Origin of the sequence: Nostoc sp. (assembly GCF_036917135.1) — a bacterium.
In the GTDB taxonomy this organism is placed as follows: Bacteria; Cyanobacteriota; Cyanobacteriia; order Cyanobacteriales; family Nostocaceae; genus Nostoc.
Genome location: NZ_JBALEA010000010.1, coordinates 184,685 through 203,258, shown reverse-complemented (window position 1 = coordinate 203,258; position 18,574 = coordinate 184,685). Strand labels below are relative to the sequence as shown.

At 42.9% G+C, this 18,574-nt stretch carries 13 protein-coding genes; 8 read left to right on the top strand and 5 right to left on the bottom strand.

Annotated features, from left to right (window positions below):
• Positions 1–53: 53 nt before the first annotated feature.
• The 4 genes from V7K50_RS03020 to V7K50_RS03005 all read right to left on the bottom strand — a co-directional run bounded on the left by V7K50_RS03020 (position 54) and on the right by V7K50_RS03005 (position 9,213).
• Positions 54–4,088 carry a TonB-dependent receptor gene (locus V7K50_RS03020; protein WP_334957094.1) on the bottom strand — a complete coding sequence of 1,345 codons (4,035 nt, stop codon included), beginning with the start codon at positions 4,086–4,088 and terminating at the stop codon, positions 54–56.
• Entirely contained in the window at positions 4,085–5,635 is a 1,551-nt protein-coding gene (locus V7K50_RS03015; protein WP_442944539.1) for a hypothetical protein, read from the bottom strand. Before V7K50_RS03015 ends, V7K50_RS03020 begins: the two co-directional genes overlap by 4 nt.
• Positions 5,636–5,932: 297 nt before the next feature.
• The gene (locus V7K50_RS03010) at positions 5,933–6,496 is read right to left on the bottom strand and encodes a hypothetical protein (RefSeq protein ID WP_334957090.1); all 564 of its coding nucleotides are present in this window, start codon (positions 6,494–6,496) and stop codon (positions 5,933–5,935) included.
• 167 nt (positions 6,497–6,663) lie between these two features.
• Positions 6,664–9,213, bottom strand: a complete 2,550-nt coding sequence (locus tag V7K50_RS03005; protein ID WP_334957088.1) for a beta strand repeat-containing protein — start codon at positions 9,211–9,213, stop codon at positions 6,664–6,666.
• 934 nt (positions 9,214–10,147) lie between these two features.
• Between V7K50_RS03005 and thrC the strand changes: the two genes are divergently transcribed.
• Together thrC and V7K50_RS02995 are read left to right on the top strand one after the other, a co-directional pair.
• Complete coding sequence (gene thrC, locus V7K50_RS03000) at positions 10,148–11,452, top strand: threonine synthase (protein WP_334957086.1); 1,305 nt, start codon at positions 10,148–10,150, stop codon at positions 11,450–11,452.
• A gap of 89 nt (positions 11,453–11,541) precedes the next feature.
• A complete protein-coding gene (locus V7K50_RS02995; protein ID WP_334957083.1) occupies positions 11,542–11,817 on the top strand; it encodes a ubiquitin-like small modifier protein 1 in 276 nt (91 codons plus the stop codon).
• A 381-nt stretch (positions 11,818–12,198) separates the two neighbouring features.
• On the opposite strand, the gene V7K50_RS02990 is transcribed toward V7K50_RS02995, so the two are convergent.
• On the bottom strand, positions 12,199–12,552 hold the full coding sequence (locus V7K50_RS02990; RefSeq protein ID WP_334957081.1) for a hypothetical protein: 354 nt from the start codon (positions 12,550–12,552) through the stop codon (positions 12,199–12,201).
• Positions 12,553–12,766: 214 nt separating this feature from the next.
• On the opposite strand from V7K50_RS02990, the gene xseA reads away from it, so the two are divergent.
• From xseA to V7K50_RS02955, 6 genes are all read left to right on the top strand, one after another.
• Complete coding sequence (xseA, locus tag V7K50_RS02985; protein ID WP_334957079.1) at positions 12,767–14,035, top strand: exodeoxyribonuclease VII large subunit; 1,269 nt, start codon at positions 12,767–12,769, stop codon at positions 14,033–14,035.
• A complete protein-coding gene (gene xseB, locus V7K50_RS02980; protein ID WP_334957077.1) occupies positions 14,028–14,255 on the top strand; it encodes an exodeoxyribonuclease VII small subunit in 228 nt (75 codons plus the stop codon). The genes xseA and xseB overlap by 8 nt, the downstream gene beginning before the upstream one ends.
• 307 nt (positions 14,256–14,562) lie before the next feature.
• A complete protein-coding gene (locus tag V7K50_RS02970) occupies positions 14,563–15,852 on the top strand; it encodes an IS1/IS1595 family N-terminal zinc-binding domain-containing protein (protein WP_442944538.1) in 1,290 nt (429 codons plus the stop codon).
• An 86-nt stretch (positions 15,853–15,938) separates the two neighbouring features.
• A complete protein-coding gene (locus V7K50_RS02965) occupies positions 15,939–16,643 on the top strand; it encodes an SDR family oxidoreductase (protein WP_334957075.1) in 705 nt (234 codons plus the stop codon).
• Between the two features lie 106 nt (positions 16,644–16,749).
• Positions 16,750–17,814, top strand: coding sequence for a 4-hydroxyphenylpyruvate dioxygenase (gene hppD / locus V7K50_RS02960; protein ID WP_334957073.1), 1,065 nt, complete (start codon positions 16,750–16,752; stop codon positions 17,812–17,814).
• The gene (locus V7K50_RS02955) at positions 17,811–18,065 is read left to right on the top strand and encodes a hypothetical protein (RefSeq protein ID WP_334957071.1); all 255 of its coding nucleotides are present in this window, start codon (positions 17,811–17,813) and stop codon (positions 18,063–18,065) included. Before hppD ends, V7K50_RS02955 begins: the two co-directional genes overlap by 4 nt.
• Positions 18,066–18,574: the final 509 nt, after the last annotated feature.

Below are 18,574 nucleotides of genomic sequence, written 5' to 3'. Positions count from 1 at the left end.
CATTTTTCGGTTTGTAGAGACGTAGCACTGCTACGTCTTTACAAATAACCGTTTTAGATTTCACGCTTTTGTATCCCCCTTGCAGCCTTGAGTCTACCCACCAAAGTTTTCATCGCAGATTCCTGTGGCTGGCGTGGCGGAATTTTTTGCTGTCCAAAACCGTCAAACAATTCGTTGAGCTTAACCGTGAAGCCCAAATACGCCCCTCCCGCAGAACGTGTACCAGAGAAATCCCGGTCATCAACTTTACCAAACACATATCCAGCAGAAAGGCGCAGGTTAGGAGTCAGATAGTAACCTGTTTCCACCACAAAGCCTGTTTCGCTGTAGTTAGACTGAGTAATTAAACGAGCCTCACCCACCAAATCCCAGCTATATCCCAAACGATAGGTAGCGCGTAATTGCGCCAAATTAACTGTGCTAGTACCAGCTAAATCGTTAGCTATGTAAGAAGTACTGTTACGCAAAGCATACTTACCATAGAATTCCCATTGCCAGTTAGGGGCATAAATAGTTTCTAAGGCGAAGGTATGGTCTTGAGAACCCGTACCACTTCCTAACAGAATCGTGTCAGGGATGGTTGCTGGATTTTGGCGATATTCATAACGCAATAGAGCATTAAAGTTATCGTTGTTAGGGTCACGGTAAGCTAAACCCAGCTTTAAGTTAGCAGTATCTCCCAATCCTGAAAGCGTTTGATTGGAAGAACCGGCTTGTTGATAACGTACCAAGGCTGTGAGAGCCGGAGAAATTTTACCCGCAGCACCTGCGGTAATTACTGTATTCCCCCCACCAGAAGATGAGCGATGCTCATAACGGGCGCTGGCTTGAAACTGTGGATTATCACTATATTCCAGTCCTACACTGTAACTATCGCCACCATCAAATCCGATCGCCGATGCAGATTGACCAACAGCGAAGGGTTGGGCATATTGTTGGCCTGCTCCAGTCCTTCCCAAGAAGTTGCCAAATACGTGTTCGTAAGCAACATTCAGCCGTAATCCCGAAGCAATAGTCCAGCGATTATTTAGACCAATCGCCCCTTGGGTTGTCATTTCGTTAGCGCCACCCAAAATTGAGTAACGACCGGTCAAGGTAGTATCTGATCCGAGTTTGTGTTCACCGTTGACACTCAAGCTGGTAATAGAGTTACCCGAATATTGACCGCTACTATAATACTGTTGAGCTAGACTGACGCTGACACCAGGAATTAATGCCCAGTTCAACCCTAAAATAGTCCGGTCTGGGTAAACAGTATCTTTTTGGGAAGATAAACTCAGTTCATTTTGCGCCTGGAAAGTCAGGTTTTGAGCAAGAGGAATAGAAAAACGCGATCGCAGTTGATCAGAATTACCACTTAAGGCGCTGTCGGGGATGCGGTCTTCCCGATGACGATGAATCCAATCCAGATCCAGAGTCGCTTTACCCAAGCGTTGTTGAATCCCGGCGGAAATCGTTGTCAGCGAATTATCAACTTTACTCCCAGGTATGGCTTCAGAACGGGGTGCAAAAAGTTCTTCAAAGGTGTCTAGGGGTTGGGGAGCAATGCCAAAATTGTCTTCTTGGTCATATTGCACTCTGACGTTAGTGCTTGAGGTCACTTTAGCTGTAACCTGCGCTCCATAACGAGTTTGTCCTGGGACAAAGCTGATAGTGGCATTATTGGCAAAACCTGTATCAGCAAAGCGATAATAGGCGCGACCTTGAATCCCATTGGCAATTTGTCCTTCAGCTTCCAACCGATATGCATCACCCCTGACTTTTCCCACCACATCAGAATCATTACTGGAATGGGCATATTCTGCAATTAACCGGCCCTGATCACCTAAAGCAATCAGCGCATCTGCACCATAGAGTTGGAAATCACGCACTCCCTGATTTTCTTGGACGTAAGTTGCTCCAATCCAACTTTCCTGGTTCAATTTACGCGAAAGGTTATATTGCAAACGACCGGCATAGATACTACTATCAGAGTCTTGGCTGTCGTATTGATAGGTAACAACAATCCGACGTACTAACACTTGTCCAGCCTCATCAATATCAGTGCGAAGAATCGGTTCGCGGAATATTAAGGTACCGCGATCATAGTCGATTTCGTAGTCTGGCCCTCGGTTTAGCTGCTTCCGTTGTAATACAGTCCCAGGACGATTGAGTTCTTCTAACTCGATAAAGACATTTTCGCTACCGGCTTGTAGTAGTCTGCGAGAGAGGAAGTAATAACCACTAGTGCCATCGGGAGCAATGGTATCGCGTTGAAATGCTTCTAAGTGGTTGCCATATAAACCTGTAATTTGGAGGTTTCCGAAGTTGTAATTAGCTTTAAAGCCGTGCAGTTGACGGGTGATGGAAGTAAATTGCTGCGATCGCCGAGCAAATTCTTCTGTGTTATAGTCACCCCACATGGCATAATCAGGATCAGAGCCAGTTATACCAGTTGAACGCTCAAAACGTAGATATACACTGTCAATGGAAGGAGTGATGACATCAACTTTTGAGCTATCGCCGTAGACAGGATAGTTTTGTTCACTGGATTGGTAAGTCCTAAACAGGCGATTATTGCAGTCGCAATCTTCATTGAGGCTACGAGAACTGTTATATGCACCTGTAAACAACCATTCGCCGATGGCACCAGTGGCAAATACTGCTGAGTGAAAATCTAATTGGGTGCTGTTATCTTTGTTAGGAGGGAGGAAATCACGGAAACTGCCGTAATAATTTGTCCCTCTAGCGCCCAAACGTAAATCTACTACCCCTGTCACCAAACTCGGACGCAGTGCGGTTTCAAATTGCAGTTGGGTAAAGGCTTCTAAATCATTAGCTAGGGCGCGAATCGTGACAGTTTCGGCTTTGAGTTGCGATCGCAACTTAGCTGTAAATTGTCCCCCTTTCGCCTCCACTTGGAATCCAGGTTGATCGGGTTTGAAGTCTGTCCCAATAAACTCCCCAGCACTAGGTATCAAAGTGACAACAGCATCGCGGTTAGAGCGATTACCACTAGCATCGATCAGTTGACCCTTGATTGTAGCCGTAGAACGTCCATCGGCTGGAATACGTGACTCAACTGTTTCTATGGTTATTTTCTCTGGCGCTCCCCGAACTGCGACTTGCACAGTTACAGGGGGTTCTGTTCCACCAACAACTTGTGCAGAGATGGTGTTTGCACCTTCTTTTAATGAGACACCATACCATGTCTGTGTTACTAAGTTAGTAGTGGCATCAGTTTCTGTTCGTCCAATCAAGGAAGAGTCTACCAACGCCCCATTCACCCGCAATTCTACCTTACTACCAACAGGAAATTGCACAACCACCGTAGTAGCTTGTACATCTACAACACTTTCAGGCGTTGGAGTCAAGATTTTGATTGCTGTAGATATAGGGACAGTGGGAGAGGCAGGGACTGTCGGAGGGGGGGATATCGGCAGATTTTCCCCCTGTGCCTGGGCTTCTTTGTTGACTACTCCGGCAATTTTGCCTAAGCCTCTAGGTAAACCTACGGACACTGCTGGTTCAAATGTTTGTATTTCTGTTGTAGAAGCTGGAGTCTCTTGGACTTTATCTTTCTTGTCCTCAATTCCGGCAATTTTGCGTAAGCCTCTAGGCACTTCCACAAAAGTTGCTGGTTGAAATGATTGTATTTCCGTTTCACTTGACTGGACATCTGAAATTGAAGTATCAGTAGTTGAGGCAACTTCGATGAGTAGAAACTGCTGCTCAGAACTTGCCAAAAGAGCGGAAGAATTTAAGCGTTGCTGAATTACTCTCCTTAGCTTTGCGCCTTTGTCTTGAAAATTTCTCATTGTCGGCTTCCAGCGATCAGACTTTTCGGTGGGTATTTGCGTGGGCTTTTGGTATCCTGAAACACCAACGCCAGAATTTTTTACATCTATACCTTTTTCAGAAAATTTATCTTGATCGGTTTGATCTTCAACAGCCTTCTGTGTTTGCAAAGGGGAATCAGGAAGAAGCAGATTTTCGTTGGTGAGTTCTGCTTTGACAATAGTAGGATACAAAATGAGGCTGAGAGCTACTGGCATCGCCCCCATCAGTTTCAGATTAAATATAGTTGTATTGTGTAGTCTGGGTTTCATTTCTTCACTGGCTCCTGAAATGTGGGGGTGACAGCGAAGTTCATGCGTACCAAGCCACCAGGCTCTAAACGCACCAAGCGAGATTGGCTATTTCGTTCGCGGAATTTTTGGTTGGTAGCTAAAGTGTAACCAGGGATACTACTGAGGTCTAATACCCCTGTGTGGTATCCAGGTAAGGCATTAGCTAAGGAGAACAAACCATTAGGATCTGTAGTGATGCGGTTTCCATCCTCCAGAAAAATCACTGCATTTGGTATTCCAGGTTCACCAGGTTGTTGTTCACCGTCAAAGTTTTTATCAACAAAAACTCGACCGATAATCGTGCCACAATCAGAGACGATTCCTGGATTAATTTTCAACTGGTGGGTTGCTGGTCCATCCTTGACGCTAAAACGGTTATCAGCTCGTTGGGCATTAGCGATCGCACTATTACGACCTGTTCCCCGTACTGCATCGGGTGTTAATTGAGCAGCGTAGGCAATATTCAGGACTTTCTCTGTGGGAATTATTACATCTGTGCGGAAGGTCACTGTGTTACCATTACGTTCTGAGGCGATCGTGACTGGTTGACCATCCACTTCTCCCCGCACAGCTTTTGGCAAAAACTGGAATCCTAAAGGTAGGTTGTCGGTGACAACTACATTATTCAAACCAGCATCAGCGAGATTTTTTACCGAAAGACGGTAGATTACCGTATCTCCAGGTTCAGCAGCAGCGCGATCGCTTGTTTTGATAATCTGCAACTGATTGGCTTGACACATATTGGTAGTGAATTCAAAGGCTGATAAGTCCAGTCCTACTGTTTCTGCATTAGCAACCAAGACAACTGTTTGCTCTACTCTGGTTTGGCCTGTGAGACTGATAGGTTGACCATCTAGAGAACTGGCGACATACCGCACCACACCATTACCTTGTGTGCCAGTGCTAGCAATGATTTCAATCTTGATACGTCGCTGTTTGTAAATAGAATTTGGTGGTGGATTGACTACAAAAATATAGGTTCTACCTGGATCAGTTTGACCCTTATTCGGATCGAGGAGGAAATTGTAGACACCCGCAGGGTTATTCGTCAGAAAGTAGGGGTTACTATTCTCGGTATTTGGCGATTTACCCCCAGGAACATTGTTATTAGGAACATCTGGTAACTCTGTTCGAGTCAAAGCAGCCAAACCACCCAATTCTGTTCCCGTTGGATCGCTAGGGTTAGGTTCGTACACCCCAACTGAAAAACCTGTATAGTCAGGTAAAATTGCACCAGCGCAACCTAAAACCCGTCCTAATGGGTCAACTAATGGTGTGGGACTAACGTTAAGCTTACTAGTAGTTCCTTGATATTCATGATTACTAGCAGAATCCGTATAAGTATAAGCAGCTTGATTTATGAATGGCACCGACGCAAGCAGATTGTTAGTCTGTTGTGCGATCGCTGGTAGAATTATAGTAGTATGCAAAATACTTCCCAGGAGAACAGTTGTTGTTAACCGTCGCCACCACTTATTGCTAGAAATAATTTGCTTTTGGTTTTGAAGAGGGCTCACTGAACACACCTCCTCTGGTATCCCAAGGTTGTTAGTAATAAAAACACTGCTTTATTTGGGTAAATCTAAATGATTAGATGGTACTTGCTAAACATTTCCAGAAATTATGCTTAATCCAGAACCCTTGTAGAGACGTAGCAGTGCTACGTCTCTATATTTGGCACTTTTGCAGATATATCTAATGGTATTTACTGCAAGTTCACTGCTACAGAAATCCGATTTGATTAGTCAAATAATGTGTGAAAGTCCTTCTTGATCATTTACTAATTACAAAGGACAAATCACCAAAGACAAACATAATTTCAATCAACGCACTTGGGTTTGATAAGTCGCCTTGATTGTTGTCTTGGCTGCAACTGACGGAACCTGTAAACGGATGTGGGTGTAAGCAATGGCTGGTGCTGGTTTAGTTTCCACTTTCCCGTCACGAAGAGTAACTTTAACAGTGGGATTTTCGACAAAGCTGCGCCCACCATCAATGCTATAAGTAATTTTTGCATTATTTGTTGCACTGGTGGACTTAAGTACGTATACCATTCCTTTGGGAATTGGTTGATTAAGAGTCAAATTGCTCACCGAGCGATCGCTCTTATTTTCGCCACTTAAGGTATATCGCAACACATCGCCTGGTTGCACCACAGCTTGACCTTTCAAAGGTTGCCATGTTTTGCTTTGCTTACCTTGTTGATCCTGTGCCACCACTTGCTTTTCTGCCTCTAAGTGCAATTGAATTTGCCCTTGAGTTTTGACATTTTGAGCAACAGCACTTGTAGAATGCCATACAGAAGCCACTCCCGGCACTTGATGGACAAATGGTACTGTCGCAATGAGGGCGATCGCTCCTAAACCTGCAATAGAAAGACGCTTCATAATAAATAACCTCAAAAAGCTCACAAAATGTTGATTGCTGATTTATCTTTCCCAATTTTGCTGAGAAACAATCAGTTCGTAGTTGGCGCTTTAGTGTGAAATCACCAACTACAAACACAGATGGGCGATTTCAGGCCTCTTTGCAAAGAGGCCTGAGGTTAAACTATCTAGTTAACCTTGCGTTGGAAGGTAAATGTTCTTTGAACACCTGGTGCAACTTGTCCGGTAGATGTATCTACATACTTGGTGACATCACTGTTAACTGTCGTTCCAGTTTGATCGATAGCAGAGCTACTAGCGGGGTTACCACTGAAGAACTGAATAGTTGAAGCCCCAGAATCTTTCGCTGAACCAACAATGTTGCTAGTATCAATTTGAGTGTTGGTATCGTTGTCTAACGCCCAGTTGTTGGGGCTTTGCGTACCATCTTCACTAATCACAACTTTGTTAGCATTCAAAATCACGTTACCGGTTCCAGCTTGAGCATCAGAAATATTTTTGTAACGAATCTGATACTCAATAATGTTGCCTGGAGAAGGCTTTCTACCTACATCAACAACGCCTGAATTCGGATCAATAATAGTGCCATTAGCATTGGTGTAAGCTGGTGTAGACTCAAAATCATCTTGACCTGTACCAACAGCAGGCCCAGTTCCTTGTAAAACTCGTGACACTTTCATCAGTTGCAAGAAGCCAGTGTAGACGCGATCGATGCTAACGTTATTGACTTCCGTAGCAGGATCAAATACACCATTAGTATTGGCATCAATGAAAGCAGCGATCAGCACAGGGAAGCCCTTACCAATATCGGTTGAGAGCTTAGTATTAGCAGGTAGGTCAACTTCTACACCATAGTTGACGCTTGCACCAGGAGCAACAGCAAGTACTTTAATTGGAGTTGTACTAGTTGTTGTAAAGGTTCCTGTTGCTTGCACGTAGTTATAGACAACAGAATTACTACCATAGGTAATAGTTACCTTTGTCTGATCTGGTAAATCTGTGTTGTTTGTTGGCTTCGTTGGCACGATTGTAACGTCGTTAGGGCTAGTGCCATTGTTCTTGATGGTGTTAGTGAAGCCAACTGATTGTGGATCAACTGTGCTACCAGGTGTCGTACCAGCAGGAACTAGAGAAGATTTGTTGGTAAAGTCATCGCTGGTCAGACCCGATGGACCAGTTGCATCAGGGGCACCATTAGGTCCATTCAAAACTGAGTTTGGTGAGGCAACTGAAATGGTATATGTGTTGACATACCCAGTAGTAGAAGGAGTACCTGAGTTGTTATTACCTGTGTCAGTTTGAGCTGTAGTAACTGGATTCGGGTAATAGCCCTTGTCTGGTGTAGCAGCCGGTTGTCCAGTAGCGGGGTCAATGTTATCTGGATTTTGGTCACCTGAATCGTCGAAGAGTAGGGTGTTGGTTGTATCTCCAGCAGTTGTACCAAAGACTTGAGCAATGTTGTTAATAGCGGTCGGAGTCGAAGCTGTAACACCAGTGGTCTTCACTTGCACAGTAAAGCCTGTAAGGGTTGTTCCAGTAGCAACGGAGGAAATAACGCTAGGATTATTAATGAAACCAACTCGTTTAACTACACCACCTGTTACTTGAGCAGGGTTAGTTTTCCACAAAGCGTCATTAGCATTTGTAGCTGTAGGATCTTCACCGGCGTAAACTACTATCCACCCTGAAGGAGCGGTTGGGGTGCTATTAAGAGTTGTCGATGCTGGAATTGCATCAGAAACTAAGATATGGGGACTTACAGTACCGTCTACATTGATTGGTGTACCAGATAAAGCTCCGGGAGTTAGCCCATGATTGGTTACATCGTTGCTCTCTACTCGTAAGCTCAAACCATAAGTCAAGAGATCATCATTAAGGACAGAGGCATCACCAGCGTTATAGCCTGTACGAGTTTTTAGGATAGTGGCTAGAGCGATAGTTTTAGCACTGTTCCCTACTTTAATCTGCTGAGTGATACTAGCTTCTCGTACACCATTAACTGGTGCGCCAGCAATTTCCCCAACAAGAGCTGGAGTATCTGGATTATCTACAGTATAAACGTCACCACCATCGGGACTCCGTAGTTGGTTTTGAGCGTCTCCAGGAGTGTTACCAAGAGTAACGGTGATGATGTCGTTGGTTTTGGCACCAGCTTGTACGGTGACTGGCACACGAACCAACACAGTACCACTAACCGGAATTGAAGGTGTATCTACACCACCGGCTGTTACGTTTGTCCAAGTTGTACCACCATCAGTACTGTATTGCAGTGTGCCACTAGCTGGTATTGCACCATTTTTATCAGGATCAAGTGTACCAGAAACTGTACCCGGCCCAGTTGTTGTTGCTTGGTTGGGAATATGGAATTTGGTGGCGTCGTTACCTACGTTGGTTAGGGTGTAGGTGTAAGTTAGTAAATCGTTAACTCCAACAGTGCCACCATTCTTATCTGCAACACCCGACCCAGTGACGGTCATACCAGCCACTTCTGCCACAGTTACGGTAACAGTGTTAGAGGTGGAATTTATAGTTGTCCCTGGATTGCTAGGATCTTCGTAGGTCGCTGTCGCCGTGTTGCTGATTGATTGACCCGCAGCTGTACCGTCAGCTAATACAGGTGCAATAAATTGGAAAAGGCTACTACTTAATAATGCTGTTGCTACTAGAGATTGGTAAGGGTTACGCTGCTTGTTGAGAGATTTTTTTGGGTATACCATAGAAATAGTTTGTTTGTTTGCTGAACTTGTATCTTGGATTTTGAGACAGGATTGAGTTCGGCAATTCCTTAAGAATTACCGAATATCGCTGTCTAAAACTTCAAAGTTTTCTTCGGGGATGTATATTTAAGGAGTTAAATGATTGACACTCCCTAAAAATGATATTGAGGCAATAGGCAAAAATAATTTATACCTATTTGTTTGATGCTGACTCTTGACAATCAAAGCTAGTCAGGGCAAGTATCCCTGAGTTTTGATTGTGTCTTTTGAATTGTCTAAGTAAGTCGGCACAAAAAAACTAAACATACGAAGAAAGCTAAACAGGACTAAAACTGCTTTTCCCTGCTCCCTGCCTTATCCCAACTATAATTATTTACGCCGAGTTACTTATTTAAATAGAATGTAACTTTTTTAGCGAAAAGAGTCTTCAGTATATATGAGTAACTTCCATAGCTGTGAATCAGCGCATCAAAGCCTAAAAATTAACTTTAATTTTGCAATACAAATAGCTTTAATTAGATGCAAAAAATCCTAAAGCCTATATATCAAAGTACTTTTGGGTATTTACTTTCATAATATACAGACTACCCTGTGGAGTAATTTAGATCAAAAAAGATCAGATTTGCTAAGTGATCTAGATCACTAAAAGAGTGATCGGATTTCAAATTATGCAATTTAATCATATATTTAATGCAGTTTAATCATAAAGCTGATCAGTATTAAAACTGAACATTAGAAAGTAGTATCTTTTTTGTAACATGAGCCATTACAGTGTAAGTACTAGATATAGTGATTACTGGGATTAAAATTTTACAAGAATTATTTCTTTCATTACTAGCTATACCCGATAAAAATAGTCGGGTATGTTTGACTGGTATTTTTGCTCGTGTTAGTATCAGGCGACAGTGACAGACAAACTTATTAAAGCTAGTTTATGACTCAGGCAATCACAACCCAAACCCAAACCAGCACTGCCTACTTTCAAGCCTTGAAGTGTAAGGAATGTGGTGCAGAATATGAACTCAAGGCCAGTAATGTTTGTGAATTATGTTTTGGTCCATTAGAAGTCAAGTATGACTACAACGCCTTACGCCTGACTGTCACTCGTGAAACAATTCAAGCTGGTCCCAATTCAATTTGGCGCTACCGTCCCTTTTTGCCCGTCGCAACTGATAATTTTATTGATGTGGGAACGGGTATGACTCCCTTGGTTCGTTCCCACCGTCTTGCCCGTCGCCTGGGTCTAAATAAGCTTTATATAAAAAATGATGCCGTGAATATGCCCACCCTGAGCTTTAAGGATCGGGTGGTGTCAGTTGCTTTATCGAGAGCGCGAGAGTTAGGTTTCACTACTGTTTCTTGTGCTAGCACTGGTAATTTGGCAAATTCTACAGCTGCGATCGCAGCTCACGCAGGTTTAGACTGCTGTGTATTCATCCCCGCAGATTTAGAAGCCGGTAAAATTATTGGTAGTCTGATCTACAGTCCCACCCTGATGGCCGTCAAGGGCAACTACGATCAAGTAAATCGTCTTTGTTCAGAAGTTGCTAATACATACGGCTGGGGTTTTGTCAATATTAATCTGCGTCCTTACTACTCTGAAGGTTCTAAGACCTTAGGTTTTGAAGTTGCGGAACAACTAGGCTGGGAACTACCCGATCATGTTGTTGCTCCTTTGGCATCTGGTTCACTATTTACAAAAATTTATAAAGGGTTCCAAGAATTTGTCGAAGTTGGTTTGGTAAAAAACAAGAGCGTTCGTTTTAGCGGCGCTCAAGCTGAAGGTTGTTCACCCATCGCCCAAGCTTTCAAAGAAGGACGCGACTTTATTAAACCAGTTAAACCGAATACAATTGCGAAATCGCTGGCGATTGGTAATCCAGCAGATGGGATTTATGCTGTGGAGTTAGCTCAGAAGACTGGTGGTAACATTGAATCAGTCAATGATGCAGAAATTATTGATGGCATCAAGCTACTGGCAGAAACCGAAGGCATCTTCACAGAGACGGCTGGTGGTACAACCGTTGCCGTGCTGAAAAAATTGGTAGAAGCTGGCAAAATTGATCCAGATGAAACTACCGTGATTTACATCACCGGCAATGGTTTGAAAACCCAAGAAGCAATCCAAGGCTACGTTGGCGAACCCTTGACTATTGATGCGAAACTCGATAGTTTTGAACGTGCCCTAGAGCGATCGCGTACTCTGGAACGCTTGGAATGGCAACAAGTACTCGTTTAGTTAGGAGTTAGGAGTTATGAGTTTTTTATTCCTCACTCCTCACTCCTCACTCCTCACCCCTCACCCCTCACTCTTAACTTTCTACTTCTATGGCTGTCAAAGTTTTAGTTCCTACGACTCTTCAGAGTTTTACTAATAATCAAGCTACTCTAGAATCCACTGGTAGCACTATTGGCGAATTGTTGGAATCCTTAGAAAAAAGCTTTCCTGGGATTAAATCGCGGTTGTGCGATGAACAAGGTAAGCTACGTCGGTTTGTAAATTTTTACGTCGATAGCGAAGATATCCGCCATTTAGATGGTATCAACACAACTCTTAAAGATGGCGATGAAGTAAGTATTGTCCCAGCTGTGGCTGGTGGTTAACACCAAATAAAGTATAAGCCTGACTAGACAAGCCTTTGAGAAATTGCCTCGTTCCCAGTCTCAGACTGGGAATGCCTATTACTCTTTCTGGCGGCAGAGACGATGCAGCCAGCATTTTCTTCTTAGAGGATGTTTGAAAAGTCGTATTATCGGTATCAAATAGTTTTAGATCCCCCTAAATCCCCCTTAAAAAGGGGGACTTTGATTCCGGTTCCCCCCTTTTTAAGGGGGGTTAGGGGGGATCTAAAAGTGCCTAAAGTCACAGCGAAACAGTTTTCAAACAACCTCTTAGATCCTAGAAACGGGATTTTATCACGTATTTTGGCTGAAGATAAATAATACCTCACCATTTATGTTATCAGGCTTGTTTTACCTGGTTAACTATGCAGCAATTATCTGAGCAAGTCTTTGTTGCCAAGACTCATTGTGATCAATAGTTAAGATCATCCGCTTGTAGGATTCATCTCGCAATTCAATGGTTAAATAATTTGTCTCTCGATTCACATACCAAAACTCTTTACCTCGGTTAGTGTAATAAGTTCCAGCCTTAATCACTCCAGGAATAAAACTACCAGGGGCACGCAATTCCCGCCAATTGCTTTGGGGTTCGGCTGTCGTAACTTGTTCAATATGGGCTAGTGATATTTGCCAAAGTTTATTGAAGCGAACAGCTAGCAATTGCTCATTAAACGTAAATTCTATCTGCAATTTATCATCAACTATATTTAGGTTCATGATGAACTCCATCGTCAGTAATTTTTTCTCTAGTATTACCCACAAAAGTCCTATAACAATCCTATTTGATTTGTAAAAATTGCAAACAGGAGATCGCCGACTTAATTAAAGAAGTCGGTGATCTTATTTCTCACGAATGATTCAGGATTGCTATAGCTATCAATTAACGTTATTTGTTAAAATTTGACCAAGCTTTTGCGATCGCCCATCTTTGATGACTTTCCACCTTCCCGACTCTCTGATTCTCAATACAGCCCTTTCGGTATCTGGATTAACTGACTATATTCGCTTGCTGTTAGAGCAAGATGAACAATTGCGGCAAGTTTGGGTAACTGGGGAAGTTTCCAGTGCTAATCACCATCGCAGTGGTTTATTTTTCACACTGCAAGATACCGATCGCACCGCCGGAATTAAGTGTGTGGTATGGAATAGTCAATTGCCAAAACTTGCCCAAATGCCAGTTGCCGGTGAGCAGATAATTATTTTGGGTAGTATTCGCGTGTATCCGCAACGGGGAGAATATCAGTTATCAGTTTGGCAGACTTTACCTGCTGGTGTTGGTTTACAGGCGTTGCGTTATCAACAATTAAAAAATCGCTTGCTGGCTGAGGGGTTGTTCGACGCGCAAAGAAAGCGATCGCTCCCCACTCATCCCCAAACCATCGCTGTTGTCACTTCACCAACGGCTGCTGCTTGGGGTGATATTCAAAAAACCCTGAAGCAAAGGTATCCCGGTTTACACGTTTTATTTTCTCCGGCGACAGTGCAAGGTGAGCAAGCACCGGAATCTATCGTCAAAGCAATTGAGCGAGTGGAAAGAGATGGACGTGCCGAAGTGCTAATTTTATCGCGGGGTGGTGGCGCGGTGGAAGAGTTAGCTTGTTTTAATGATGAACGAGTGGTGCGATCGCTTGCTAGTTGTTCTATTCCGGTAATTACTGGTATTGGCCATCAACGGGATGAATCTTTGGCAGATTTAGTTGCAGATGTATGTGTGCATACACCCACTGCGGCGGCAGAAATGGTTGTGCCAGGACTTTCAGAGTTGTATACTGAGCATCGGGGGCGAGTTGTGGCTTTACATGAGGCAGTGCATGACTTTAGGGAAAATGCTCTTAATAAACTCCAAGTATTGCGGAATCGTTTGCGACGTTTGCGGTTAGATCGACAAGTGCAGCAAGAGGTGGACAAGTTAGCTTGGAAGCGTCAGCATTTGGTGCAAATTACCACGGGGCGATCGCAGCAAGCAACTCAACATCTAGAATTATTACGGCAAAAGTTGGCTAGTCTTGATCCGAAAGCGGTGTTACAACGTGGTTATGCGGTGGTGAGAAGGGAAGATGGGGCGATCGCTCGTTCGGCGGCGGAGTTGGCTGTGGGGGAAGAGTTAGTGATTCAGTTGGGGCAGGGTGGGGTTAAAGTAAAGGTGATGGAAGTAAACGAACCGCAGAGGCGCAGAGGACACAGAGAGGTTGATGGTTAAACGTAAGAGTGCTTCTAGTTCTGAGGAAGGTTGGAATTATGAGGCGAAGGTTGCTGAAATAGAGGGAATTATTACTCGCATTGAGGCGGGTGAGTTGGAATTGTCAGCTGTGTTTGATCAATTTGCAACTGCTGTGGAGTATTTGCGTCAGTGCGAAGGTTTTTTGCAGCAGCGACAGCAACAGGTGGATTTGTTGATTGAAACATTAAGCGAAGAGTAGAAACCAGAGACTTTAGTGTGATTTCAATTATCGGGCAAGTCTGTGGAGATTATAACCCAATACGGTTCAGTTAAGGCTAAGACCCTTTTTTAACGAACCGCAAAGGACGCAAAGGACGCAAAGTAAGAGAAGGAAGATAAGGAAGAGAAGCTTAACTGAACTGTATTGGATTATAACCGCCTTCAACAGATCCTTTGGAACTTACGTTCAATTTCCGCTTGCTTTGAGTTTTGGGCAATACGAGCAGTATTTTTTTATCCTATATATTTAAAGATAAGTATCTGCTCAAGACAAGTTGAATCACAAAATGAAATGTCCCAGGTGCGAATCTACTTTATATCGTAAAAATGGTCGTCGGAATGACAAGCAGAATTACCTCTGCAAAAGTTGTGGTAGACAATTCCTTGAGCCGACATTCCTTCCTTCCTTGGAAAGTGACTTGGTTGCTAATAAAAATGGGCATACTAAAGCGTCTACGGCTGAAGGGACGGAACTTTATTTGGTAGAAAACCTGCCAGAAGAAAAAGTTACAGAGAAAAGTCTTGGCTCTTTTAGTTTGACATTAGCTGAAGAACTACTGCAAACGATATTATCGCCTGATTGCCTAGAATCTGCCGCCTTTGGTCAATTACTCCTGAAAATTCAGCAAAAAAACGAAATTCAACACAAGTTAGAAACAGGAATCTCTCTTCTACTTTTGGATGCAGAAAACTTAAAATTAGATATTAATACCGAATTATTTTTAGCTAGTATATGTGAGTATTCTCTCCAAGTTAAAATGGCATTTGCTAACTGGAGAAATCCCAATATTGGAAAGCAAGATATTGAACTATATAACCGTGGTTATCAACTTATTCATGTACCTGGAGGTAAAGACAGCGCTGATGCCAAAATGATCGCACTTGGTGCTTGTGTTTTACGCTACTATCCAACAGTTAAAGAAATCTTAGTCTGTTCTGGCGATGGAATTTTGATGCACCTCTGTAACGAACTCCAAAATCAAGGGTTAATTGTCTATTGGGTACGTAGACAAGGACAAAATTTGCATATAGAAAATCGGAATACTGGCAAATTAACTCATTATTCCTTAGCAATGGCAAAAGAAGTTCCATCCTTTGAAAAAGTGGTTGAGCAAATTCAAGATTTAATTAAAAATGAACAGGAATCAATCAATGCTAGATTAAACAGTTTAGTGGCTATTGCTAGTTTATTTCAAGAAAGATGTAATATCAATATCAAAGATAATCCCAAAAAAGCAGAAATTGAGGAAATAATCCCTGCTCTAGATAACTCATCCACACAATCCATTCAAGAGGAAGAAAAAAAAGAAGATTCTGTGGAAATTTTTAATGGAAAAACATTAGATAAATTACTAGCGAAAATTATTCAAGATATACAAATTAAGTCTCCCCAAACTCAATTATCTGTATCCAAGCTAGGTTCAGAGTTACAGAAAATAACCGGAGAATCTCCTAATTCAATTATCAAAAAATTAAAGTTAGGTTCCAATTTTACCAAATATCTAGAATCATCTCCTAGGTTTACATTAAAGGCGAGTGGCAAGGAATATGAGGTAATAGCGCTACTCTGCGAGTAAATAAAATACTTTCTGGATATCTACGTACAAACTCAGCCTGTAATTCAGTATTATGTAAAGAGATGTAAATAAATGTAAATAGTACGATGCAGGATAAAGTCGTTGTTATTGTCGGTGCTACTGGTGGTATTGGTTCAGCTTTAACACACAAACTTGCGCCGACTGGAGTCCGATTGGTACTGGCTGCCAGAGATGGAGTTCGTTTAACAACACTGGCTGCTGATTTACCAGGTGAAGTTTTGAGCGTTCCCACCGATATTACTGACCCCCAACAGGTAGATACTTTAATTAAAAAGGCGATCGCTGAGTTTGGTCAAATTGATGTTTTAGTGAATGCAGCCGGTGCTGGTATCCTCAAGCCCTACAACAGCCTAGAACCTGCTGATTTAGACAAAATGCTAGATGTCAACTTAAAAGGTAGCTTTTACACCACTCAGGCGGCTGCTGAAGAGATGCAAAAGCGCAAGTCTGGTCACATCTGTAACGTGGTAGGAATTCTGGGCAAGCATTCGATGGCAATGGCGGCGGCTTATTCGGCTTCTAAGTTTGGTGTTGTCGGTTTCAGCAAGTGCATGGCAGAGGAACTGAAGCGTTTTGGTATCAAGTTCACGCTATTCTACTTTGGTGGGGTAGATTCTCCTTTCTGGGATAACGTCAACCTAAAAGTAGACCGGAAAAAAATGCTCAGTCCTGAAACTGCTGCCAATGCGATTTTCTTTGCCCTTTCTGCCGAACCGCAAGCTGTGCCAATGGAAATTAACATTCAACCTGATAGTCATCTTTTCTTTTAACGTGAGAGTACGCTTACATAATTCTTGCTTAGGAAGGACGTGAAAATCTAGCAAAAAAGGCAAAATTTACAGACATATAAACTTTTATGCTGGATTTTCAGTAACTATGAAAATTGATCACGTTCATTTCTATGTAGAAAACGCCAAAGTATGGCGGGATTGGTTTGTCCACCATCTTGGTTTTCAATCAGTAAGCGATCGCATTATTTCATTTCACACTTGTACAGAAGTGGTGAAAAGTGGCGATGTCTGCTTTTTTCTGTCTTCACCACTGTTGCCTACAAGTCCAGTCGCTGAGTTTCTGCGTCAATATCCACCGGGTGTGGCAGATGTCGCTTTTGCTGTGGAAGATGTGGAAGCGGCGATTGCCCTAGCTCAAATGCACGGTGCGACAATTTTACAACCCATCCAGGAACGCCAAATAGGTACGGCATTCGTCAAGTGTGGCAAAATTGCCGCCTGGGGTGGACTGACTCATACGTTGATAGAAAGGTCATTGGTCATTTGTCCGTCGTCATTTGCAACTAAAACAAATGACAACAGTATTACCGCCATAGATCACATCGTGCTAAATGTGGCAGTTGGTGAATTAGAGTCTGCTGTCGCTTGGTATGAAAAGATCCTAGATTTTCAACCCCAGCAAGCATTTAAAATTAAAACCAATCGCTCTGCTTTACACAGCCAGGTGATGGTTTCGCGCAACGGTAGCGTCCAATTGCCAATTAATGAACCGGCTTCCAAGAATTCTCAAATTCAAGAGTTTCTCGATGTTAACCGGGGGCCAGGAATTCAACATCTTGCCTTGCGGACGACTAATCTTGTGAGTGCGATCGCTAAATTTCGTGCCAGTGGTTTATCCTTACTCTCAGTTCCCGAAAGCTACTACTCACAGCTAAAACAGCGACCAGGACTTACCCTATCATCTTTAGAATTGGATGCGATCGCTCAACAGGAAATTTTGGTGGACTGGCAAGAATATACTTCCATAGGGGGAGGACAAACCGCGCCTCTACTACTACAAATTTTCACCCAGCCCATTTTTGAACAGCCGACATTTTTCTTTGAGTTTATTGAGCGCCGTTGCCAAGCTCAAGGTTTTGGCGAAGGTAACTTTCGCGCCTTATTTGAAGCCATTGAAAGCGAACAAATCAAACGCGGTACCCTGCAATGATGCCTGAGTACAAAATATCCATTGAAATTCAGCCAGACTCCAAAGAAGTTGATTTTGTAGACAAGCAACTTCAGAAATTCAATGTAGGCAAAATTGGAGATTACCAATATACGCCACTGTTTCTATTGCTTCGTGATTCCGAAAAAAAGGTAGTGGGTGGCTTGGAGGGTTTTATCGGCTTGGGATGGCTTCATATCAGTACTCTCTGGATTGCAGAGGAGTTAAGAGGTTGTGACAACTCTCACCGCTAACTGCAAGCAGTGTAGCGGGAGCATCTCAGATTTACATCTCTAGACTTGCTGCTTCACGGGCTGACTAATGTCTAAGCCTCCACAGCCAGGAATCGGTAGTCCAACCGACCCACTTGCGGTGAGCGCAGTCGAACTGCGCTTTAACAAATTCAACGCGCTGTTCCAATCGCGGTCAATGACCAACGAAAGCTAAATATTCTGTGTCCTCTGACCAACGGAGCGATATCTTTGATCTACAGCTATATCAAACGGATGATTTAGCTTTAATGGACAAAGATTTTGCCTCTTGAGGTGATACCATTTCAGCACACAATTGAAAACTGCTATCACTTTTTCCCACTTCCCACTTCCCAATCTTTACTGTTAAGCTTTTACTGAGTATTTTTTTAACTGAATGTTCAAAAATAATTACTTAATTGCTGACAGATACAAAAATCTATGAAAATATAGTGATCATTCAATTGCCAATTCTTCCCCTACCCTTTTTGCTTACATTATGTTGATACTAT